Consider the following 18172-nt stretch of genomic DNA (forward strand, 5'->3'; position numbering starts at 1 on the left):
ATGCGCAAGATGATTCTGCAATGCGGCGCCCTGGCCCTGAGCCTGCTGGCCGCCAACGTGATGGCGGCGGTCTCGCCGGAAGAAGCCAACAAGCTCGGCAACACACTCACGCCGCTGGGCGCCGAGAAGGCCGGCAACGCCGACGGCTCGATCCCGGCCTGGACCGGTGGCATCCCGAAAAACGCCGGCGCTGTCGACAGCAAAGGCTTCCTGGCTGACCCGTTCGCCAACGAAAAACCGTTGTTCACCATCACCGCCGCGACTGTTGATAAGTACAAGGACAAGCTTTCGGATGGGCAGGTGGCGATGTTCAAGCGCTACCCGGAAACCTACAAGATCCCGGTCTACGCGACCCATCGCACCGTGGGCCTGCCGGCGGAAATCTACGAGTCGGCCAAGCGCAGCGCGCTGAATGTGAACAGCATCAACGACGGTAACGGCCTGGCCAATTTCACCGGCAATCGCTATTACGCATTCCCGATTCCGAAGAACGGCGTCGAGGTGCTGTGGAACCACATCACCCGTTATCACGGCGGCAACCTGCGCCGCATCATCACTCAGGTGACCCCGCAGACCAATGGCAGCTACACGCCGATCCGCTTCGAGGAAGAGATCGCCGTACCGCAACTGATGAAGGACCTGGACCCGGAAAAAGGCGCCAACGTACTGACCTTCTTCAAACAGTCGGTGACCGCGCCGGCGCGGTTGGCGGGTAACGTGTTGCTGGTGCATGAAACCCTCGACCAAGTGAAAGAGCCGCGTCTGGCGTGGATCTACAACGCCGGTCAACGTCGGGTACGACGCGCGCCGCAAGTGGCCTACGACGGGCCGGGCACCGCCGCCGATGGTCTGCGCACGTCGGATAACTTCGACATGTTCTCCGGTGCGCCGGATCGCTACGACTGGAAACTGATTGGCAAAAAGGAAATGTACATTCCCTACAACAGCTACAAACTCGACTCGCCGAGCCTCAAGTACGATGACGTGGTCAAGGCCGGGCACATCAATCAGGACCTGACCCGTTACGAGTTGCACCGGGTCTGGGAAGTGGTCGGCACGGTCAAGCCGAGTGAACGGCACATCTACGCCAAACGCCATATGTACCTCGACGAAGACAGCTGGCAAGTGGCGCTGGCGGATCACTACGACGGTCGCGGTCAACTGTGGCGAGTGGCCGAAGGTCACGCCCAGTATTACTACGATCACCAGACGCCGGCCTACACCCTGGAGGCGCTCTACGACATCATTGCCGGCCGATACATTGCCTTGGGCATGAAGAACGAAGAGAAGCACAGCTTCGAATTCGGCTTCGACGCCAAGTCAGCGGACTACACTCCGTCGGCCCTGCGCGCCGAGGGCGTTCGGTAAGGGTTTTGATACATTGGCATCACCAGAGGCGACCTGCGGGTCGCCTTTTTTATGGGCGCCAATCAGCGTCCTGAATACTTCTCAACAAGCGGGTTATAGAGGGCTAGGGTGGCCGGACAATTATAAAAAGGCACGCCGCAATGACCGCCATGACTCCGTGTCTGGACCGTTCTGGATTCCTGCCCCGCCTGTCCTCTCATCACCTGTCGCGGGCTCGTTTAAGCGAGCCGTTATTGGCTTCGACGGCCCGGGTGAAATTACTCTGCGCACCCGCCGGCAGTGGCAAGAGCGCGTTGCTCGCCGAATGCCTGTTGCAGGCGCCAACCCAATGCCAGGTGCATTGGTTGCCATTGTCCGGCGTGGCGTGGAGCGCAGCGGATTTTTGTCAGCGTCTGGCAGAAACGTTGGGGCTGGCCTCATCGGATGAAACCGGGTTGCTGGGCGATCTGGCGCGACTGCAGACGCCGACTTGGCTGTTTCTCGATGACTATTGCCGTCTGCCGAACCCGGAGCTGGATCAGTTACTGGATCGCATGTTGGCGATCAGCAGCCCGATGCTGACCTGGTGGCTGGGTGCCCGCCGCCGGCCGCCATGCAACTGGCCAAGATTGCTGCTCGACGCTGAGTTGTACGAGTGCGAGAGCCCTTCGCTGGCGTTCACCCAAGGTGAAGTCGAGCAGATATTGCAGCCCTGGGTACCCGAGCAAGCCGGTAAGGTGGCCAGTCGGATTATCCAGCGCACCGGCGGCTGGTGTGCCGGTGTACGGATTGCATTGTTGCAGAAGTGCGACTGGTCACGTCAGGACAACTCCCTGGGACGGGCGGCCACCTTGCTCGATTACCTGGGGCATGAGTTGTTCAGCTCGCTGACGCCTGAGTTGAGCGAGGTCTGGCGCGTGCTGGCCCACTTGCCCCGCTTCAATGCCCGATTGTGCGATCACCTGTTCGGGGCCGGGGAGGGCGCTCAATACTTGCGGACCTTGCAAGCGCTGGGCTGTTTTATCGAACCTTGGGGGGACTCCAGCGACTGGCTGCAGATTTTCACCCCGTTCACGCAGTTGTTGCGCGATGAGCAATGGCCGGCGGGACGCTCTTGGCATCGGCGTGCATGCCAGTGGTTCTGTGCTGAACAGGACTGGAAATCAGCCTTCGAACAGGCCTTGCTCGCCGAGGAATACGAGGTGGCGGTCAGCCTGTTGCAGCACTTCAGTTTCGAGCACTTGTTCGAAGAGCAAATGGTCGTGCTGTTGCTGCGTTTGCATGAGCAGCAAGGCGAAGAACTGACGCTGGGGAGTCCGCAGTTGGTGGGCTTGATTACCGCTGCGCTGTTGTTCGCCGGACGCTTTGAACAAGCGACTCTGTGCATCGCTCATTTGGCGCATTTCACGCCTCAACCCTCGGCGGTGCTTCAGCGTCAACTGATTGCACGCTGGCAGGCTCTGCAGGGTTGGTTACTGCATTTGCAGGGACGAATGGAGTCTTCGCGTGCGCACTTTCTTGATGCATTGAGCGCGCTCGATCCCGAATGCTGGACGGCGCGCCTGATGTGTTTGTCCGGTCTGACGCAACAAGCCCTGCTAAGGGGCGAACTCGACGTGGCGCAAGCCCATAACCGCGAGGCGCTGTGCCTGGCGCGGGCGCAAGGATCTCTGGTGTTCGAGGGCTTGATGGAACTCGATCATGCGCAATTGCTGGAGCAACGGGGTGCGGCGGTGCGGGCTGAAAGTCTGCTCGCCAATATGCATGAATTGCTTTGCCTGCAATCTGACCGAGCAGTGCCTCTACTGGGGCGAATTGCCTTGCGTCGAGGGCGCCTGGCCTTGTGTCAGGGGCTGGATGAACAGGCCGCGGATTTTTTTCAGGCCGGGTTGGAGGACTGCGTTCGCAATCATGACAAACGTGCGCTGTACGGTTTTCTCGGGCAGGCACAACTGGCGGCCAATCAGGGCGACTACGCCCAAGCCTTCGTCCGCCTGCGCGACGCCGAGCGATTGATGCAGCAGCGGCAGATCCCGGACACGGTCTACCGTGGTGCTCTGCTGCAGGTCAGCAGTCAGTGCTGGTTGCAACAGGGGCGTCCCGAACTGGCCCGTGAGGCGTTGAGCCGGGTGCTCAACCATTATCGGGGGCCACAGGCCCGGCAGGCCCCACCGGCGACACTGGAGTTGATTCCGCGGATTGAGTATTTGTTGATTCTGGCCGAGGTCAAACTGCAACGGGTGGAGGATCCCTTGGCTCGACTCGCCGCTCTGCTTGAGCACGCACAAGCGAACGGGATGATCAGCCTGGAAGCCGAGCTTCTGCTGGCGATGGCCGAGGCGGCCTTCATGGTGGGCGAACAGGGGAATGCCCGGCAGTTTTTCGAAAAAGGCGTAGCGAAGGCGAACCGTTGTAACTTGCAGCCGTTGTTGGCGCAGTTGAACAGGCGTTGTCCCGGTTTCTTGTCGGAACTGCACATGATCGATAATAACGAGCCATTTTCTGACAAGGATATTAATGAAAGTCCACTGAGCCTGAGGGAGTTGGAAGTGCTTGAGTTGATTGCGTCAGGAAGTTCGAACCGACAAATAGCCGATAAGTTATTCATCTCATTGCATACCGTTAAAACACATGTCCGGCGAATTCATGGAAAGTTAGGGGTCGAACGCAGGACGCACGCAGTGGCAAGGGCAAGAATGCTGGGTTTGTGCGGTTAATTGTTTTTTAATCATGTTGTGAATCTGTTTTGATGTTTTGGATATTTAATGTTTTGCAAAGAGTGGTGGGTGTTATTGTTGGTTTTGGTTGCGTTACGTTAATTGCACTGGTTCAGGCAATGTTTCGTTGTCTGATTTTTAAGGTGCATTAATGGAATGTGTATATGACTGTTCAGGAAATACCGTTAATACAGGAAGATCTTGGGAAGGTGGTTGAAGGTTTTACCGCGCTGGAAGAAGTGCTCAACAAAACCCCATCGTTTAAATCAATCGTGCAAGACGTTTTGTTAAAGGAACTTCAGCAACTGTTGCCGGAGGTCTACATCAGCAGGACTTACATCAATGCCCGACGTTCAGGCATTGTGAATCAGGAGCCGACTGGTCTGTTCTTGGACGTATTCATGGAGTGTCTGAGTCGTGGGCGCGCTCCTGTTTATGACGCGAGTCAGTACGGCGTCTATGACTGGTCCGGCTCCACGGATGAGTTGGACCGGGTCGACGGTCTGGACGTGGTTGTTCTGGGGGCGCTGATCGGCGATGTGCTGGGTACACTGGCGCAAAAATACACGCAAGTTCTGGGGCAACACTGGGCGGCACCTCTGGGCAAGGATGCCCAAGGTCGTGAATCGGTCTCTCGCAGCAGTGATCTGCGGGACGTGTATGCGGCGCTTTTCTGGCAAGAGTTGAAAGCAACGGTACAAATGCAAGGGGTGAGGTCGGAAGTAGAAAAGAGCTACGAAGTTTACATCAGGGGCAATTCCCAGACGCCGGCTTACAGTCTTTCTCTGGAGCTGGAAAACGGACGATTTGCAACGCTGGCTTGTTGTTTTGTCATGTATTTAAGTGGCCGGTCCATCGATGAACTTGTACCTGCCAATGATGACTGGGTCATCCTTTACACCCCTGCAAACGGGCTGGAAACGTTCCAGACGTCGGCAATAATGCACCGCTCGCTGGAGCAGCGCCTTCGCGACGCGAACAGCCGGGCGCAGTTGCTCAAAGATATTTCACTGGAGGACGCTGAACAGGTCAGAAGTGTTCCTGATATCCGTTATTTAAAAACCCATGGCGAAATTTTCCAGGTTGCCATCGACAACCTGTTGGATAAACAACGGCGTGACGTCGCTTATGGCATTCGCCGCTTGCTGGAGCCAGATGCGGATCTGCCAGGCATCGTCCAATCCATTGAGCAGACTCAACGTCTGGATGAGTTGAACGGTTATGCCAAGAGCCGCACCGCACGTCTGCTCGCATTGATGACGATGAACGCCAGGCCCCAATGGCTGAAGGACACTTCCACCACCCATCAGAAAACATTTGCCGCTTTGGAACAGGCGTTGCTCAGAAGCCAGGTGGCATTGCATGAGGCGATGGGGGGGCTGTCCTCCTTTCAGGACTATGTGCGGCGGGTCGTCGAAGAACATATTTCCCAAGTCAGTCCCAATCGCGTTGATCCCGATACTGTTTGGGTGTCGGTAAAGCATTCGGTGCGTATGGGCGCCAGGAACATCGAGCATGTCCAGCGTAAAACCCTGACACAGCTGTTCATGTATGGTGTGCATGATGTTGCAGGGCAATACACGATTCAGTTTGAAGAATTTCACTACAACTTGGCTTTCAATATTGTAGACACCATCCGGAAATTTGATCTTCGTTTGAAATACGCCAGTGAACGAAGTTATCGCCTCAGCGATCCGCAAGTTAAAGACGCCCTGCGAGAAGTATTGAGTCAACAGATTGCACTGAGTAACTTCGCCGCGTTGCTTCAAAAACATATCAGCCCCCAAGCACAGGACATCGCGCAGCGCTATCTGTTTGGCGATCCGGGCGTGGAGGCATACAGCGTTGCTTTTCGCAGCCACTACCGGCCGTTTAAAGACATGATCGTTTACCGTGCCAGAGGTGCAATGGCTGATTTTTCGATGCATGTGCTCTATGCGCCTGGCGCACCGACGGGGCAGCAATGGTATGAGTTCCCCGATCTGACGGCGCTCAAACGTCAATTCATCCGCTGGGGGTTCGAGCAGCGCGATCGTGACTTCCTGATCGGGCAGGCTTTCAGCATGGATCGTGCGGATCTCGTGAAGAGATATCTATCTGAAGTCGAGCCGGCGACGGTGTACCAGCAGTGGTGGTGGGGTGGTGTCACTTTGGTGAAATGGGCGACGGAAGACGGACTGTTGATGGGCGCCATCCATAACATCGTCGGCTGGGAAATTGCCGAAGAACAAGTGGTCACACCCGTCTGGTACAGGAAGGCCGCGCCACAAGATCGCGAACTTTTCACAAGGCTGAACACAGATTTCAAAGCCATCTACCAGGTATCAAAAGAACCACTGCATATCGAAACGCTTGCCGCCTTCTCGCGCAAACTGGTCATGAAGGCGTTGAACGATTATCTGCGTCGATCCGGCCCACATCCGGAAATCGACCCGGATCGGGTGAGCGTCAAGTTGCGTGGACACGACTATATGACACTCACCAATGTGTTCATTCAGTGGCAGATTTGGCGTGCTGATGGAACGGTGTGGTTCGGTTCCATGGATAACTCGTCGCTGGGGCGCTTGAATGAGGCCACTGTCACTGCGCTGATCAAGTTAATGCCGGGCGAGAAATATGAGCAGTATCTACGGCAGGATTTTCTGGCAACGCCTTCTTATGATCTGAAAGCAAAGCTTTACTGCAAGACCGTGCAGAACGAAATGCTCAGGGCGGCATTGACACAAAAAATGCAGGGCTCTCTTTCCGGTGAACACTTCAATTGGCTCAAGGGGCTGATCGAGGATCTGGATCATGATCGTATTCACAATACGCTTCCGTTGCAGACGGGGGGGGTGCCAGGCGAAGGCGTTTATACGCTGGCGCTCGAGGGGCGACGGTTGGAGGGGGCCTATACGTTCGGGCGCAAGGTGGCTGGCAGGTTGGAATACCTGATCTACATTCCGAAAGCACCGGATGGCCTGGCATTTCGTCCCATTGAGTCGTTGACTCAGGGCTTAAAGGGAGGCGCACTGGGCAATCATGTTGTCGGACTTGTCAGGCTGGAAGACAGAGGCGTAGTGCAACGTTATATCGACAACTGCCGCAACGCTTCAGGTGCCTTGCCGACGCCAAGTTTGCGAGACAGTTACCCTGTGACCCACTTCAAGTTCGAATACCACAGTATGGTGTTGCGGCTTATCTATGACGTCGACTATCAGACGAGCACGCGTGCGGAAATTTTCTGGCGTAACGTGATGATCGGCGCAGAACTGGTGGTGGATGTCATCTCGCTGTTTATCCCTCCAGTGGCTATGGTGGTCAGCGTCCTGCGTATCACGCGTTCGATCGTTCAGGGTGTGATTGCTTACAGTCTGGGCGATGAAGATGCCGGCAAAGCCTACCTCGCCTCGGCCTGGAGAAGCACCATCCTCGCGTATGTGGGCTTCGTGGCGGGGGTTGGCACGTCGACTTCGGCGGTGGGCCTGTTGTTGCAGATCAAGGACATCTCCGAAATTTTGTCGACCGCGACCGGCGTTCCGGTGGGCGCTGGCTATGTCACTGCGGTGACGTCCACGTACCTGATTCAGGACAGTAAAACCCGAATCACAGACTGATCCTGCCGGGTCAGCCGTTACTCAGGCTGATACCCCATCCGCCAACTTACGGCCCGCGTCGCCGCCAACAACCGCTGCGCCGCCGGGCCGTTTTCATCGGCATGGAACAACGAGGCCGGGCCGACGATGGTCATCACCGCGGCCACCTGCCCAACCGCATTGAACACCGGTGCCGACAACGCATCCACGCCGGGCATCAGCAAGCCGTGAACATGGTGCAAGCCGCGTTCGCGGATATGTTCGCACAATGTGGCGTAAGCCTGCTCATCGGCCAACGGATGAACGTCGACGGCGCGAACTTCGAGATCGCGCAACTCATCGCTTTCACGGTGGGGCAAATAGGCACTGAACACCAGCCCCGTCGAGGAGCTGAGCAACGGTAAAACCGAGCCCAATTGCGTGACCACTGTCACCGCGCGCACGGCCGGTTCGATATGCACCACCGTCGCGCCCTGATTGCCCCATACCGCCAAAAAACAGGTCTCATTCAAATCGTCGCGTAGTTCGGCCAGGGGTAGGGCGGCGACTTTCAGCACGTCCATACTGTTCAAAGCAGCCAAGCCAACCCGAAGCGCTTCACGGCCGAGGCCATAGTGGTTGGTGGCGGGGTTCTGCTCGGCAAAACCGCTGGCGATCAGCGCCTGTAGATAGCGATGAACCTTGCTCGCCGGCATCTGCACGTGTTCAGCCAGGCGCGACAACGAGGTCGATGGCGACAGCTCGGCAAGCGCCTTGAGGATGTCGGTACCGACTTCGGCCGAGCGGACTTTCTGTTTACCGTTGCTTTCGCTGGTCATGAGGCGGTGTGATCCCGGGACGAATGGGCGTCTTTATAGCTTGACGGTCAATACCAATCAAATTACGTTATGCGTAATCGAATTACGATAAAAATAACCCTGGCGTGCCAAGATCTCTTCAGCAGAGTGACAGGCCATTGCCAACTCCCGTTCAGGAGGCTCCATGAACCTCGATTCAACGGCGCCAGCGCTGGCTTATCAGTCAGGCTTTGGCAACGAATTCAGCAGCGAAGCGTTGCCCGGCGCATTGCCCATCGGCCAGAACTCCCCGCAAAAAGCCCCTTACGGCCTGTACACCGAACTGTTCTCCGGCACTGCATTTACCATGGCTCGCAGCGAAGCGCGGCGGACCTGGATGTACCGCATTCAGCCGTCGGCCAATCACCCGGCATTCGTCAAACTGGATCGGCAACTGGCCGGTGGTCCGTTGGGTGAAGTGACCCCCAATCGCCTGCGCTGGAATCCGTTGGACATGCCGACCGAGCCCACCGATTTCATCGACGGGCTGGTGAGCATGGCCGCCAACTCGGGCGCAGAAAAACCGTCCGGGATCAGTATTTATAACTACCGCGCCAACCGTTCCATGGAACGCGTGTTCTTCAACGCCGACGGCGAATTGCTGCTGGTGCCGGAACTGGGTCGCCTGCGCATCGCCACCGAACTGGGCGTGCTGGAACTGGAACCGCTGGAAATCGCCGTCCTGCCTCGCGGGCTGAAATTCCGCGTCGAACTGCTCGACCCGCAAGCCCGCGGCTATATCGCCGAAAACCATGGCGCCCCTCTGCGCCTGCCGGATCTAGGGCCGATCGGCAGCAACGGTCTGGCTAATCCGCGAGACTTCCTGACGCCGGTGGCCTATTACGAAAACCTCAAGCAACCGACCACTCTGGTGCAGAAATTCCTCGGCCAGTTGTGGGGTTGTGAGCTCGATCATTCGCCGCTGAATGTGGTCGCCTGGCACGGCAATAACGTGCCGTATAAATATGACCTGCGCCGCTTCAACACCATCGGCACCGTCAGTTTCGATCATCCGGACCCATCGATTTTCACTGTTCTGACTTCGCCGACCAGCGTGCATGGTCTGGCCAACCTGGATTTCGTGATCTTCCCGCCACGCTGGATGGTCGCCGAGAAGACATTCCGTCCACCGTGGTTCCACCGCAACCTGATGAACGAATTCATGGGCCTGATCCAGGGCGAATACGATGCCAAGGCCGAAGGCTTTGTGCCCGGCGGTGCGTCGTTGCACAGTTGCATGAGCGCCCACGGCCCCGACGGTGAGACTTGCACCAAGGCGATCAACGCGGAACTGGTGCCGGCTAAAATCGACAACACCATGGCCTTCATGTTCGAGACCAGCCAAGTGTTGCGCCCGAGCCGATTCGCCCTGGATTGCCCACAATTGCAAAACAATTACGACGCCTGCTGGGCCACGCTGCCCGCGACTTTCGACCCGACCCGGAGATAACCATGACTCAGACTTCCATCACTCGTAGCTGGGTTGCCTCCGCCAACGGCCACGCGGATTTTCCGCTGCAGAACCTGCCGTTGGGCGTGTTCAGCGTGAAGGGCTCCGCGCCGCGCAGTGGCGTGGCGATCGGCGACCACATCTTTGATCTGGAAGCGGCACTGGAGGCCGGGCTGTTCGATGGCATTGCGAAGAAAGCTGTCGAAGCCACCCGCGGTGGTCAGCTGAATGCGTTTTTCGAACTGGGTCGCGAGGCACGCGTGGCCTTGCGTGAACGCTTGATCGAGTTGTTCAAGGAAGGCAGCACCCTGCACGGCAAGATCGAGGCCCAAGGTGCCAAACTGCTGCCGCTGGCGGCAGATTGTGAAATGCACTTGCCGGCGAAGATCAACGACTACACCGACTTCTACGTCGGCATCGAGCACGCGCAGAATGTCGGCAAACTGTTCCGCCCGGACAACCCGTTGCTGCCGAACTACAAGTACGTGCCGATTGGTTACCACGGCCGTGCCTCGACCATTCGCCCGTCCGGCACTGACGTGCGTCGGCCGAAAGGCCAGACCCTGCCGGCCGGCCAGACCGAGCCGACGTTTGGTCCGTGCGCACGTCTGGACTATGAATTGGAACTGGGTATCTGGATCGGTCAGGGCAACGCGATGGGCGACTCCATCGCCATCGGTGACGCCGCCGACCACATCGCCGGTTTCTGCCTGCTCAACGACTGGTCGGCGCGAGACATCCAGGCCTGGGAATACCAGCCGTTGGGTCCGTTCCTGTCCAAGAGTTTCATCACCAGCATTTCGCCGTGGGTGGTGACGGCCGAAGCGCTGGAGCCGTTCCGTCGTGCGCAGCCTGCGCGCCCGGAAGGCGATCCGCAGCCGTTGCCGTATTTGTTCGACAAGCGTGATCAGGCCGCCGGGGCCTTCGACATCGAACTCGAAGTGCTGCTGCTGACCGAATCGATGCGCGAGCAAAATCTGCCAGCCCATCGCCTGACCCTCAGCAACACCCAACACATGTACTGGACCGTTGCACAACTGGTTGCGCATCACAGCGTCAACGGCTGCCAGTTGCAGGCCGGTGATCTGTTCGGTTCGGGCACGCTGTCCGGTCCTGAAAACGGTCAGTTCGGCAGCTTGCTGGAAATCACCGAGGGCGGTAAGAAGCCGATCGAGCTGGCGTCGGGCGAGGTGCGTAAATTTCTTGAGGACGGCGACGAAATCATTCTGCGCGCACGTTGCAGCCGCGAGGGTTTTGCTTCCATCGGTTTCGGCGAATGCCGCGGCAAAGTGCTGCCAGCACGCTAAGAGGATCGGGTCATGGAACTCTATACCTACTATCGTTCGACTTCGTCCTACCGGGTGCGCATTGCGTTGGCGCTCAAGGGGCTGGATTACCAGGCGCTGCCGGTCAACCTGATCGCGCCGCAAGGTGGCGAACATCGGCAGCCGACCTATCTGGGCATCAACCCCCAAGGTCGGGTGCCGGCCTTGCGCACTGATGAGGGCGAGTTGCTGATCCAGTCGCCGGCGATCATCGAGTACCTGGAGGAACGTTATCCACAGGTGCCATTGCTGTCCAAGGACCTCGTCGCCCGTGCCCATGAGCGTGGCGTGGCGGCGGTGATCGGCTGCGATGTTCACCCCCTGCACAACGTCAGCGTGCTCAATCAGCTTCGGCAGTTGGGGCACGATGAGCCGCAGGTGGTTGAGTGGATCGGTCACTGGATCAGGCAAGGGTTGGCGACGGTGGAGCAGTTGATCGGTGACACCGGTTACTGCTTTGGCGATCAGCCGGGGCTGGCGGATGTCTATTTGATCCCGCAGTTGTATGCGGCCGAGCGCTTCAATATTTCCCTTGAGGCCTACCCGCGAATTCGTCGAGTGGCGGCATTGGCGGCGACACACCCCGCCTTCTTCCTGGCCCATCCGGCAAATCAGCCCGACACCCCTTAATGGCTCACATAGACCTAATGTGGGAGCGGGCTTGCTCGCGAAGAAGGATAACGCGGTGCTCCTGATGGACCGAGGCGTCTGGTTCGCCGGCAAGCCTGGCTCCTACAGGGCGCGGTGATATCGGTTGGATCGCATCTGACCTTTGTAGGAGCGAGGCTTGCCCGCGAAGAACGATAACGCGGTATTCCTGATGGACCGAGGCGTCTGTTTCGCGGGCAAGCCTCGCTCCTACAACGGGGGGTGATTAGTGCACGACCGAGTTGGGTGGCAAATGCCCGAGCCGTTCGGTGAGGCGAATCCGCTGGATCGGGTCGTCACAGAGCAGCAGCGCGTGCTCCAGGTCAAAACGCTCGGCATTCGGGCAGTCCAGTCGTTGGTAGAGACTGGCCCGGGCCAGATAGTCCGAGGCGCTGGCGTTGCCCAATTCAAGCACGCGCTCGGCGTCGATCAGGGCGTCGATGTAGTCATCATTCGTGAGGTACAACTGGCGCAGGTTGCGCGACAGCCGCTGCAGCATCTGCACCGGTTCGGCTGTCAGTAAATGCTCGGCGCCGAGCTGCATGTTCGGGCCGTACTGGCGTTGCAGTAACTCCCGGCAGTCGTTGGGGTATAGCCGTCGCCCGCCGCAAGGGTCGAGCAGATGATCGGCGCCTTGCACCCGCAGCAGGAAATGCCCGGGGAAGTTGACCCCGACCATGGGAATCTCCAGCCTTCTGGCCAGTTCCAGCGCAATCAGGCCCAGCACCAGCGGTTGGCCCCGCCGACGCTCCAGCACTTTATGGAGTAACGCCACTTGCGGACGCAAGGGCGTGGAGTCGTCCTGAGCGAACCCCAGGTCATTCATTCGGCGCAACAACGGTTGGGCCAATTCACTCACCGGCAGCATCGGCAACCCGTAGCTGACCCGCTGTTGCAGGTCCTTGAAATCCGCCAGCACCGTCTCGGGATTCAGTTCCTTATCGTGTTCGACGGCCATCCACAGTGCCGCCTCGAACAGCGCGGGCGGTGATCGTTGCAGACAGTCGAAAAAACGTTGGCGCGGGGTCATCAAAATCTCCGGGGAATGCCTCGTTTTAGCCCCGTCTCAGGCTTTCGTCCAGTGTCGGGCACAGGCGCTAGCAGGTTATGTCCGAAAGCCTCTAAAGCGACGCCGCTTATTCCGGGGCGTTTCTGCAATTTTTGTGCACAAGCTTATACTGGCGACTACAAGAAGTGATTCGGGAGCCCTACGATGTTCGCTCTCATGCAAAGCACTCGCCTTGAATCGCTGCACCTGAGCGTCGATCCGGTCACCGGGTTGAAGGCGGTGATTGCCATCCACAACAGCCGTCTGGGACCTGCCCTGGGCGGGTGTCGTTACCTTGCTTACCCCAGCGATGAATCCGCGATCGAGGATGCTGTGCGCCTTGCCCAAGGCATGAGTTACAAGGCGGCCCTGGCTGGCCTGGCTCAGGGTGGTGGCGTTGCGGTGATTGTTCGCCCGGCCCATGTGGAAAACCGCGCCGCGCTATTTGAAGCTTTCGGGCGCCGCATTAACGAACTCGACGGTCGCTACATCACCGCCATCGACGCCGGCACTTCGGTGGCGGACATGGATTGCATCGCCCAACAGACGCAGTTCGTTACCAGCACCACCGCCGCGGGCGACCCTGCACCGCATGCCGCCATGGGCGTATTCGCTGGTATTCGCAGCACCGCCATGGCCCGCTTGGGCAGCGATAATCTCGAAGGCTTGCGCATAGCCATTCAAGGCCTGGGCAATGTCGGTTATGCCTTGGCCGAACAGCTACACGCCGCCGGTGCCGAGCTGCTGGTCAGCGACATCGATCATGGAAAGGTGCAGCTGGCCATGGAGCAATTGGGTGCTCATCCAATCGCCAACGATGCACTGCTCAGCACACCGTGCGACATACTCGCGCCTTGCGGCCTGGGCGGTGTGCTAAACACCAACAGCGTGTCGCAACTGCGCTGCGCAGCGGTCGCCGGTTCGGCGAACAACCAACTGATCCATCTGGAAATCGCCGATCAACTGGAACGCCGGGGCATTTTGTATGCGCCCGATTACGTGATCAATGCCGGTGGGCTGATCTACGTGTCGCTCAAACACCGCGGGGAAGAGCTGACGACCATCACCGCGCACCTGTCGAAAATCAGTTCACGGCTGACCGAAGTCTTCGCCCATGCCCAGGCGGAAAAGCGCTCTCCGGCCCGGGTGGCGGATGAGTTGGCGGAGAAAGTGTTGTACCGGTGAAAAGTTTGAAAGGAGTGAGAGCCTATCCGGCCGTTGCTCCCCAAGCCCTGCGTCACAAGCGCCGGGCCTGACAAATGCACGCCGATTCCCGCGTGCCAGGAGCCCTGTGATGCTTCACAAGGTTGAGCTGCCTTACACCCGATTTTTATCCCCTGATGGCCTGCCACTCGGCGATCTTCCCGCCTGGGCCGACGATTTCAATCTGTTGACGCGTCTGTATCGGCAGATGGTCCTGACCCGCCTTTTCGATCAGAAAGCTGTCGCCTTGCAACGCACCGGGCGCATCGGCACCTACGCACCGACCCTGGGCCAGGAAGCCATTGGTGTCGCGGTCGGCAGCCTGATGCATGCCGAAGACGTGCTGATCCCGTATTACCGCGACACCGCTGTGCAATTGATGCGCGGTGTACGCATGGAAGAAATCCTGCTGTATTGGGGCGGCGACGAGCGTGGCAGCGACTTTGCCGACCCGGCGGTGGCCCAGGATTTCCCGATCTGCGTGCCGATCGCCACCCAGGCCCTGCATGCCTGTGGCGTCGCCAGCGCCTTCAAGATCCGCGGCGAGCATCGGGTCGCCGTCACCACTTGCGGCGACGGCGGAACCAGCAAAGGCGATTTCCTCGAGGCCCTCAACGTTGCTGGCGCCTGGCAGTTGCCGGTGGTGTTCATGGTCAACAACAACCAATGGGCGATCTCGGTGCCGCGACGAATCCAGTGCGGCGCTCCGACGCTGGCGCAGAAAGCCATTGGTGCCGGGTTCCACGGGGAGCAAGTCGACGGCAATGACATGCTCGCCGTTTACGACCGCGTGCAAGCCGCCCTCGAACGGGCGCGTCACGGTAAAGGTCCGGTGCTGCTCGAATGCCTGAGCTATCGGCTCGGCGATCACACCACCGCCGACGATGCTACGCGCTACCGGTCGGCGGACGAGGTCAAGCAGGCCTGGCTCGAAGAACCGATCAAACGCCTGCAACGGTTTATGGCCGGGCAGGGTGTGTGGGACGAAGGCCGCGAACAGGCGCTAATCAGCGAATGCCAGGGTTTGGTGCAGCGTGCTGTGGATAACTTCGAAGCGGCGGGCCTGCAGGCGCCGGAATCGGTGATGGATCATGTCTACGCCCAATGGCCGCAAGCCCTGGCCGAACAGCGCGAAGAATTTCTGGAGCGGGTGGCGCGACGGACGGGAGGTTCGGGCCATGAGTAACGGCAAAGTGACGCTGCTGGAAGCGGTGAATCTTGCGTTGCATCGGGCCATGAGCGAGGACGAGAACGTCATCGTCCTCGGTGAAGACGTCGGGGTAAACGGAGGCGTGTTCCGCGCCACGCTGGGCCTGCGCGACACCTTCGGTTTCAAGCGGGTGATCGACTCGCCGCTGGCCGAAACCATGCTCGGCGGGCTGGTGGTGGGCATGGCGGCCCAAGGCCTGAAACCGGTGGTGGAAATCCAGTTCATGGGGTTTATTTACGCCACCATGGAGCACCTGGTGTCCCACGCCAGCCGCATGCGCAATCGCACGCGCGGGCGGATCACCTGCCCGATGGTGATGCGCTCGCCCATGGGCGCAGGGATTCGCGCGCCGGAACATCACAGCGAAAGCACTGAAGCGCTGTTCGCGCACATTCCGGGGCTGCGGGTGGTGATCCCGTCCTCGCCGGCCCGGGCCTATGGCTTGTTGCTCGCAGCCATCGACGACCCGGATCCAGTGATATTTCTCGAACCGACCCGACTCTATCGAATGAACCCGCAACCGCTGCTGGATGACGGCAAGCGCCTGCCGCTGGACAGCTGTTTCACCCTGCGTGAAGGCAGTGACATTACCTTGATCAGTTGGGGCGCCAGCGTGATGGAAACCCTGCAAGCCGCCACGCAACTGGCCGAGCAGGGCGTCTCGGCGGAAGTGATCGATGTCGCCAGTATCAAACCGCTGGACCTCGACACGATGGAAGCCTCGGTGCGCAAGACCGGTCGTTGCGTGATCGTGCATGAAGCGCCGCGCTCCTGCGGAGTCGGCGCGGAAATCGCCGCCAGTCTCTACGAACGGGTGTTTCTGGAGTTGCAGGCACCGATCCAGCGAGTCACCGCGCCAGACATTCCGCCGCCGCTGTATCGACTGGAATCGCTGTACATGCCCGGCATCGAAGACATTCTTCATGCCTGCGACACCGTCATGCAGCACTACCCCTAACAGACGCCTGAGGCCGAGGAGGTTGCGATGAAATATTTCAAACTGCCGGATCTGGGCGAAGGCTTGCAGGAAGCGGAAATCGTCCGTTGGCACGTCAAGGTCGGCGATACCGTCAAAGCCGACCAACTGCTGGTGTCGGTGGAAACCGCCAAGGCGCTGGTGGACATTCCCGCGCCCTACGACGGTGTGGTGGCAAAAACCTTTGGTGGCGAGGGCGACATCCTTCACGTTGGCGAACCTCTGCTCGGTTACGAAGGCGACGCGGATGCGGGCACCGTGGTGGGACGGCTTGAGGGCGGCGGCACGAATCAGGAGGATGCATTTTTTATCGGCGCTGCGCCTTCGACTTGTGAGCACCTGGCGAACCGTGCCACGCCGGCGGTGCGTCAACTGGCTCGGCAACTCGGTGTTGAACTGAGCGCCTTGGCCGGTTCCGGTCAGGACGGCCAGATCACCCGCAGTGACGTGGAAAACGCGGCCCAGACGGAACGCGAACGCTTCGGCGGCGAGAAGCTGCGCGGTGTACGACGCAGCATGGCGCTGAACATGGCCAGGTCCCATGCCGAAGTGGTGCCGGTGACGATTTTCGGTGATGCCGATCTGTATCGCTGGGGGCAGGCGCGAGAACCGCTGATTCGCCTGGCCAAGGCGATGGCGGCGGCCTGCGCGGTGGAACCGGTGCTCAACAGCGCCTTTGACGGCAAAACCCTGGCGCTCAAGCAACACGAACGACTCGATCTGGGCATTGCCGTGGATACGCCGGACGGCTTGTTCGTGCCGGTGCTGCGCGATGTCGGTCAGCGCACGGCGGCGGATTTGAAAGAAGGTGTGATGCGTCTGCGGGCCGACGTGCAGGCGCGCTCGATCCCGCCCCAGGAAATGATGGGTGCGACCCTGACCCTGTCGAACTTCGGCACCTTGTTCGGCCGCTACGCCAACCCGGTAGTGGTGCCGCCGCAAGTGGCGATCCTCGCCGCCGGGGCGATCCGCGATGAACCGGTGGCGGTCGAGGGCGCGGTGGTGGTGCATCCGATCCTGCCGCTGTCCCTGACTTTCGATCACCGCGTGGTCACCGGCGGCGAGGCGGCGCGGTTCTTCAAAGCGTTGGTCGAGGCGCTGGAACAACCCGAGGTCTAGATTTCCCGCAGGCATGAAAAAGGCCCTGAGCCATTTGACTCAGGGCCTATTCAATTCGGGCATTGCTTACTTTGGTGTCTTGGCGGCTTTGGCTGGCTTGGTCGGCTCAGCGCCCGCTACTTCAACTGGTGCAGCTACTTCAACAGGTTCAGTGGCTTTAACAGGTTCAATGGCTTCGGCGGGTGCATTCAACAGTTCAGACAGTGCGTCCGGCTGGCTCTTGAATGCCTTGGCGAACACATCACGGTTCTTCGCCATGTAGATCCCGGCTTCTTCCACTTGCTGTTCGGTCAGGGACGGAACGGCTTTTTGCAACACTTCAGCCAGCAATTCGGCCAGTTCGAGCATTTTGTCATGACGGTCAGCTTCGGCTTTATCCATGAACAAGCGCTCCAGATCTCGGCTGCTGCGGTATACCACTTCGACGGCCATTCACCACCTCACATGCCTTCACATTAGTTGTCTGTTTCGACTACTGTATTTATATACAGCTAAAAGGATAAGCGAATCCCTGCGCTTTGGGTAGTGGCTTTTTAATGTAGACCGAATTCAGGGGTTGTCAGGTGAACCGTGTTGTCCCTATTCGCGAGCAAGCCCGCTCCCACAGGATATGCGCTGTCCCTTGTGGGAGCGGGCTTGCTCGGGTAGAAACCGGAGACATCCTTTACGTTTTAAACCGGAGACATCGTTTACAGGTATGAAATACGGTCAGGAGGTG

General features: G+C 59.1%; 12 protein-coding genes and 1 pseudogene. 10 read left to right on the forward strand and 3 right to left on the reverse strand.

Features of this window, described 5'->3' with window-relative positions; all coding sequences use genetic code 11:
• The 3 genes from ACIPLA_RS19130 to ACIPLA_RS19140 all read left to right on the forward strand — a co-directional run bounded on the left by ACIPLA_RS19130 (position 1) and on the right by ACIPLA_RS19140 (position 7660).
• Positions 1–1368 carry a DUF1329 domain-containing protein gene (locus ACIPLA_RS19130; protein ID WP_218398713.1) on the forward strand — a complete coding sequence of 456 codons (1368 nt, stop codon included), beginning with the start codon at positions 1–3 and terminating at the stop codon, positions 1366–1368.
• 140 nt (positions 1369–1508) lie between these two features.
• Entirely contained in the window at positions 1509–4064 is a 2556-nt protein-coding gene (locus ACIPLA_RS19135) for a LuxR C-terminal-related transcriptional regulator (RefSeq protein WP_401175036.1), read from the forward strand.
• 164 nt (positions 4065–4228) lie between these two features.
• Entirely contained in the window at positions 4229–7660 is a 3432-nt protein-coding gene (locus ACIPLA_RS19140) for a dermonecrotic toxin domain-containing protein (RefSeq protein WP_401175039.1), read from the forward strand.
• Between the two features lie 17 nt (positions 7661–7677).
• Here the strand turns inward: ACIPLA_RS19140 and ACIPLA_RS19145 are convergent, their stop codons facing one another.
• Positions 7678–8457, reverse strand: coding sequence for an IclR family transcriptional regulator (locus tag ACIPLA_RS19145; protein WP_401175042.1), 780 nt, complete (start codon positions 8455–8457; stop codon positions 7678–7680).
• Positions 8458–8620: 163 nt separating this feature from the next.
• Between ACIPLA_RS19145 and hmgA the strand changes: the two genes are divergently transcribed.
• The 3 genes from hmgA to maiA are packed head-to-tail and all read left to right on the forward strand — an operon-like array spanning position 8621 to position 11880.
• Positions 8621–9925 carry a homogentisate 1,2-dioxygenase gene (gene hmgA / locus ACIPLA_RS19150; protein WP_401175044.1) on the forward strand — a complete coding sequence of 435 codons (1305 nt, stop codon included), beginning with the start codon at positions 8621–8623 and terminating at the stop codon, positions 9923–9925.
• 2 nt (positions 9926–9927) lie between these two features.
• Positions 9928–11232 carry a fumarylacetoacetase gene (gene fahA, locus ACIPLA_RS19155; protein WP_401175046.1) on the forward strand — a complete coding sequence of 435 codons (1305 nt, stop codon included), beginning with the start codon at positions 9928–9930 and terminating at the stop codon, positions 11230–11232.
• 12 nt (positions 11233–11244) lie between these two features.
• Complete coding sequence (maiA, locus tag ACIPLA_RS19160) at positions 11245–11880, forward strand: maleylacetoacetate isomerase (RefSeq protein WP_218398719.1); 636 nt, start codon at positions 11245–11247, stop codon at positions 11878–11880.
• A 244-nt stretch (positions 11881–12124) separates the two neighbouring features.
• Here the strand turns inward: maiA and ACIPLA_RS19165 are convergent, their stop codons facing one another.
• On the reverse strand, positions 12125–12928 hold the full coding sequence (locus ACIPLA_RS19165) for a SirB1 family protein (protein WP_218398720.1): 804 nt from the start codon (positions 12926–12928) through the stop codon (positions 12125–12127).
• Between the two features lie 183 nt (positions 12929–13111).
• On the opposite strand from ACIPLA_RS19165, the gene ACIPLA_RS19170 reads away from it, so the two are divergent.
• The 4 genes from ACIPLA_RS19170 (at position 13112) to ACIPLA_RS19185 (ending at position 17454) form a co-directional block, all read left to right on the forward strand.
• The gene (locus tag ACIPLA_RS19170; RefSeq protein WP_218398721.1) at positions 13112–14131 is read left to right on the forward strand and encodes a Glu/Leu/Phe/Val dehydrogenase dimerization domain-containing protein; all 1020 of its coding nucleotides are present in this window, start codon (positions 13112–13114) and stop codon (positions 14129–14131) included.
• 109 nt (positions 14132–14240) lie between these two features.
• Positions 14241–15335, forward strand: a complete 1095-nt coding sequence (gene pdhA / locus ACIPLA_RS19175; protein ID WP_401175052.1) for a pyruvate dehydrogenase (acetyl-transferring) E1 component subunit alpha — start codon at positions 14241–14243, stop codon at positions 15333–15335.
• Positions 15328–16317 carry an alpha-ketoacid dehydrogenase subunit beta gene (locus tag ACIPLA_RS19180; RefSeq protein ID WP_123496700.1) on the forward strand — a complete coding sequence of 330 codons (990 nt, stop codon included), beginning with the start codon at positions 15328–15330 and terminating at the stop codon, positions 16315–16317. Before pdhA ends, ACIPLA_RS19180 begins: the two co-directional genes overlap by 8 nt.
• 27 nt (positions 16318–16344) lie before the next feature.
• On the forward strand, positions 16345–17454 hold the full coding sequence (locus ACIPLA_RS19185) for a dihydrolipoamide acetyltransferase family protein (RefSeq protein WP_401175055.1): 1110 nt from the start codon (positions 16345–16347) through the stop codon (positions 17452–17454).
• Positions 17455–17631: 177 nt separating this feature from the next.
• Here ACIPLA_RS19185 and ACIPLA_RS19190 read toward each other — a convergent pair.
• Positions 17632–17886: pseudogene (locus tag ACIPLA_RS19190) on the reverse strand (YebG family protein); the annotation flags it as partial.
• Between the last annotated feature and the right edge of the window lie 286 nt (positions 17887–18172).

The sequence above is a fragment of the Pseudomonas sp. NPDC086112 genome, assembly GCF_044746425.1.
Lineage (GTDB): Bacteria > Pseudomonadota > Gammaproteobacteria > Pseudomonadales > Pseudomonadaceae > Aquipseudomonas.